This is a genomic window from Nocardiopsis sp. TNDT3, from assembly GCF_003427465.1.
Taxonomy (GTDB): Bacteria; Actinomycetota; Actinomycetes; order Streptosporangiales; family Streptosporangiaceae; genus Nocardiopsis; species Nocardiopsis dassonvillei.
This window is the reverse complement of record NZ_QPFC01000818.1, coordinates 1-4565: the sequence shown is the minus strand read 5'-3', so window position 1 is coordinate 4565 and position 4565 is coordinate 1. Positions and strand designations below refer to the sequence as shown.

4 protein-coding genes are annotated in these 4565 nt (G+C 75.5%); all 4 read right to left on the bottom strand.

The genetic code is table 11. The annotated features are described in order from the left end of the window. On the bottom strand, window positions 1-1026 hold a 1026-nt coding region (locus DQW06_RS19945), incomplete at its 3' end, for a ComEC/Rec2 family competence protein (RefSeq protein ID WP_198662505.1). A gap of 6 nt (window positions 1027-1032) precedes the next feature. Beyond that, window positions 1033-1959, bottom strand: a complete 927-nt coding sequence (locus DQW06_RS19940; protein WP_232833091.1) for a ComEA family DNA-binding protein — start codon at window positions 1957-1959, stop codon at window positions 1033-1035. Between the two features lie 993 nt (window positions 1960-2952). Next, a complete protein-coding gene (gene rpsT, locus DQW06_RS19935) occupies window positions 2953-3222 on the bottom strand; it encodes a 30S ribosomal protein S20 (RefSeq protein ID WP_013151741.1) in 270 nt (89 codons plus the stop codon). Between the two features lie 326 nt (window positions 3223-3548). After that, window positions 3549-4523 carry a hypothetical protein gene (locus DQW06_RS19930; RefSeq protein ID WP_117199089.1) on the bottom strand — a complete coding sequence of 325 codons (975 nt, stop codon included), beginning with the start codon at window positions 4521-4523 and terminating at the stop codon, window positions 3549-3551. Window positions 4524-4565: the final 42 nt, after the last annotated feature.

The following is a 4565-nucleotide window of genomic DNA, read 5'->3' as shown; positions in this document are numbered from 1 at the left end:
CACCCCGACGACCGTGACGGCCAGCGCACCGAGCCCCGCGTGGGCGCGCCCCGTGGCCAGCGCCAGCAGACCCAGCGACCCCATGAACGCCGCGCGTACCACGCTCGGCTCCGGGCGGCACACCAGGACGAACACCCAGATCACCGCCGCGCCGCCCGCCACCGAGCACCACGGGGGCGTCCGCAGCAGCCGGGTGAGCGCCAGCACGAAGCCGGTCAGCACCGCCAGGTTGGCCCCCGAGACGGTCAGCAGGTGCGTCATCCCGGTCTCCCGGAAGTCCTCGGCGGTCTCCGGCGGCACCCCGGACGCGTCGCCGACGATCAGCGCGGGAAGGAGCCCGGCCTCGGGCTGGGACAGCCCCGAGGAGGCCTCCCGCAGCCGCTCCCGCACCAGACCGGCGAAGCTCTGCAGACCCCCGGGCCGCCCCACCTCCTCCGGCGGCCCGCGCACCAGGACCAGGGCGGCGGTGAGGGGATCGTCCTCCGTGCCGAGGAAGACGCCCCGCGCCCGGAAGGTCTGCCCGGGCAGCAGTTCGCGCCACTCCTCCTCCGAGGCCAGGACCACCACCGGCGCCGCGGACGCCCGCTCGGTCCCCCCGGACCGCACCCACGCGGTACGGGCGTCGATCACCCAGCCCGCCCTGCCCGGCCGGGGAGTCCCCGACCGCGGGCGCGGATCGGACGTCACCACGGCCTCGAACTCCGCCTCGCGCCCCTGCTCCGCCGCCTCCCCGGCCGCGCTCCGCTCCACCCGGTGCACCTGCACACCGGCCACCGCCGCCACCGTGGCCGCACAGGCCAGCGACGCCGCGGCGGTGAGCGCCACCGCCTCCAGCGGCGGACGCGCCGCCGCCAGGAGCACCACCGCCGCACCGGCCCCCGCGACCCCGGCCAGGGACCACGCGGCCCACGGCGGGGCGGAGAGCGCCGCCAGCGCGGCCAGCCAGGCCGTCGCCGCGGGCGCCAGCAGGCGCAGGTCGGGCGGCTCGTCCAGCCCGTAGGCGTCCGTCCCCAGCCATGTCGTCACCGCCGCTCACCCCACCGTCACGTGGGGTTGGAGGTCGGCGAGGGTCTTGTCGCCGATCCGGTCCACGTTGAGCAGGTCGTCGACGCTCCGGAAGGGGCCGTGCTCCTCGCGGTAGGAGACGATGTTGTCGGCGATCACCGCGCCGATCCCGGGCAGGGTCTCCAGTAGGGCCCGGTCCGCCCGGTTGATGTCCACCAGCCCTCCGGCCCCCTGGGGACCGCTCCCGGTGACGCCCGCGCCCGCGGGCACGGGGACGCCCACCAGGACCTGTTCACCGTCCACCAGCGGACGGGCCAGGTTGAGCAGGTCGAGGTCGGCGTCGGGCAGCGCGCCACCGGCCTCCTCCACGGCGTCGGCCACCCGCGACCCCGACGGGAGCGTGTACAGCCCGGGGTCGGACACCTCACCGCCCACATGCACCACGAGGTCATCCTTCGGCGCCGCGTCCCCGGCCGCTCCGGCGTCCGCGTCCCCGGCCTGCGCCCCCGCCTCCAGCGCAGGGGACCGAGCGCCGTCGCCCTCCGCCGCGGGCACGGGCGCGGCACGGGTGACCATCTCGGGTGCGGGCACCGTGGTCGGCCGGTGGTACAGCGTCAGCACCAGCACGACGGCCAGGGCGCCCAGCACGGCCAGGACGATCACCGCCCGACGGGACAGCGCCGCCCGCGGCGGCCATCGCAGTGCCAGCCGTTCCAGGAGCGAGCCGGACGGCTCGGGGTCGAACTCCGCGTACCCCGACGGCGGGCGCTCCGGGCGCCGGTGCCGTCCTTCTGCCGGGTCGGGCCACGGCTCCGGACCGGGTGCGCCCTCCGACGTGCCGGCACGTCGGGCGGACAGGGCGGTCCCGGGGGCCGGGCCCTCCCCGGTGTCCCGCTTGACGGGCCCTGCGGTCCTCGCGCCCCGGTTCTCCCCCGAGGTCCGCGGTGCGGGCACGGTCGCCTCCCCCTCCCGGTTCACCACGCAGGGCCGTGGCGCGGTCGCCGTGGCCTTCCCGTTCCGGTTCCCTTCCGAGGTCCATGGGCCGGGCAGGGCCGCCTGTCCGCCCCGGTTCTCCCCCGAGGTCCGCGGGACGGGTACCGTCGCCTCTCCAGTCCGGCTCCCCTCGGACGGACCCCGCACGGCCGCAGACCTGCCCGGGGCGGAACGAGGGGGAGCGGTCACGCCGAGCAGGTCGTCGGGGTGGCGCTCGGGCCAGGCCTTCGAGGGCACGGGACCCGTGCCGGGAGCGGGCGGCGCGTCCGGAGGCCGATGGGTATCGGCCTCGGCGCTTCCCGGGGGCCGACGCCTTCCAGCCTGATCCGGGGCGGACCGGGCCGAGAACCGGCCTTCTTCCCCGGCGGCGGTCGTCCCCGGGGCGACCGGCCTGGCCTGCCTCCGGCCCGGGCGGTCACCGGAGGCGCTCCCGCCCCGCTGGCCCGGGCTCGGAGACCAGGTCACGGCGCCCTCGTGGGCCTCCGGCCGCTGGGGGCCGGTGACCGAACCTCGGCGGGGCGCGGCCTCGGAACGGCCTGTGCCCTCCGGGCAGGGTGCGCCGCCAGACGCCGCCGGACGGTACGGGGCGTGCGTCCCGGCCACCGCGTACGGCGCGCTCGGGATCGCCGGGACACCACGGGGAGGCGGCGCGGGCTGCGCGTGCGAGCGGGGGATACGCGCGCGCAGGCGCCGGGCGGCCGGTGAGGCGTCCAGGGTGAGCGCGCGGAGTCGGTCCTGCTGGTCGGTCGAGGGGGAGTGGCGCCGGTTGCGGCGCTGAACAGTCATAAGACCACGTTAGGAAGCCGGAAACGCTGTGTCAGCAGCCGATTCCAAGCTGTGGACAACTCCCGCCCGGGCCTCCTCGACCTGCGCGGACGGCGGTGGGCGGCATCGTCCGGCGCACGAAAAAACCCGGCCCGGTGCGTGCGCACCGGGCCGGGTCGAGCCTCAGTCTCAGGCGGACTGCAGGGAGTGCAGACGCTTGGCGATCGCGCTCTTGCGGTTCGCGGCCTGGTTCTGGTGGATGACGCCCTTGCTGGTGGCCTTGTCCAGCGCGCGAGCGGCGGCGCGCTGGGCGACGGTGGCCTTCTCGACGTCCCCGGCCTCGGCAGCCTCACGGAACTTGCGGACGGCCGTCTTCAGCGAGGAGCGCACCGCCTGGTTGCGGACACGAGCCTTCTCGTTCTGCCGAATGCGCTTCTTCTGCGACTTGATGTTCGCCATGCGAAAACGTGCTCCAGTTGATCTTGGTCATCGCGCCGACCGGACCAGGCGGCCCGACCCGCGGGCAGCCGTTCCGCGAGGGGCCGGCGTGGGCGCCGACGCAGGGTGTGTGAGTCCACAGGGCCCGAGGCCAATGTGGAAGTCCGAGACACGGACTTCCAGTATGCCTCACACGGGATACCGCTCGTGCCCTCAAGTGCCCTCAAATGCCCTCGGAGGACCTCACCAGCCCCGGGCTTTCGCGGCAGGGGCCTGCAAGCTTTACCTGTGGTCACTCCCGCGGCCTCTTGTTCTCAGCGGCCCTCAAGCCCCGCCGTCGTCTTTCCCTAGGACAGCAGCCACCCCTCCGTGTAGGCCGTCACGTCCTCCTCGGTCGCCTCGTCCCCCAGGTAGAAGGCCACCCCCAGGGTCATCCCCTCCGGCGGATCGGCCTCGGTCACGCCCAGCCGGACGGCCTCCAGCGCGGTCGCCAACGATTCGTCCGCCTCCTCCGGCGCCCACTCGCCACCGCCGTACGTGGGCAGCCCGAACCGCACCGCCACGCCCTCACGCGCGCGCAGGGCGGTCACCGCCTCGGTCACCTGCCGCACCATGAACCCGCCGTACAGCGCGTCGCCGGGCATTCCCGCCCCCACACCCGGCAGCACGACCTCGTCGGCGTGCTCGGTCACCCGGTCCAGGTAGCCCTTGGACCAGTACCTCTCCTCGCGCTCCATGACGAAGGAGGGCACCCGACCGCCCGGCACCAGCTCCACGTGGTGGGCCTGCACCGACAGCACGGGTTCCCCGCCCAGCTCCTCGCGCACCATCGACATGAGCGCGGGGATCGACGGGTCGTTGACGGTCACCGGGCGGATCTCCAGGTGCACGCCCGCGAACCCGTCCGAAGCCACCCCGGCGACCGCCGGGGCGAGCGCCGCGCGGGCCTGTTCGTCGAGCCGGTCCCGCAGCAGCGAGGACCCGCTCTCCACGTGCCGCAGCCACGCCAGCGCGCGCACGTCGGGGTACTCCCGCTCCAGCCAGGACAGCAGGGAACCGGTGTCCTCCACCCGCTCGACCGCGCCCTCGGCGTCGATCTCGCCCGCGTACACGTACACCGTGTCCACCCCGCCGGTGTCGAGCACCCGCGCCAGGGGACCGGTGTCCTCCCAGGAGCCCACCCAGGCCGCGTCGGAGCCCCGGGAGACCGCCCACGGCGCCGGTTCACCCGAGAACTGGAAGGCCAGCAGGGCCCCCGCGCCGGCCACCACGACCGCGATCGCGGCCACACCCGCCAGCAACCGTGTCAACAGCCACTTCAACCGCCCGCTCCTCCCACGTCCCCGACCGCGGGCGCTCCCCGC

What these genes read in the sequence shown, in the direction of transcription:
- rpsT (WP_013151741.1), bottom strand. Translation starts at nt 3,222, where the DNA reads ATGGCGAACATCAAGTCGCAGAAGAAGCGCATTCGGCAGAACGAGAAG.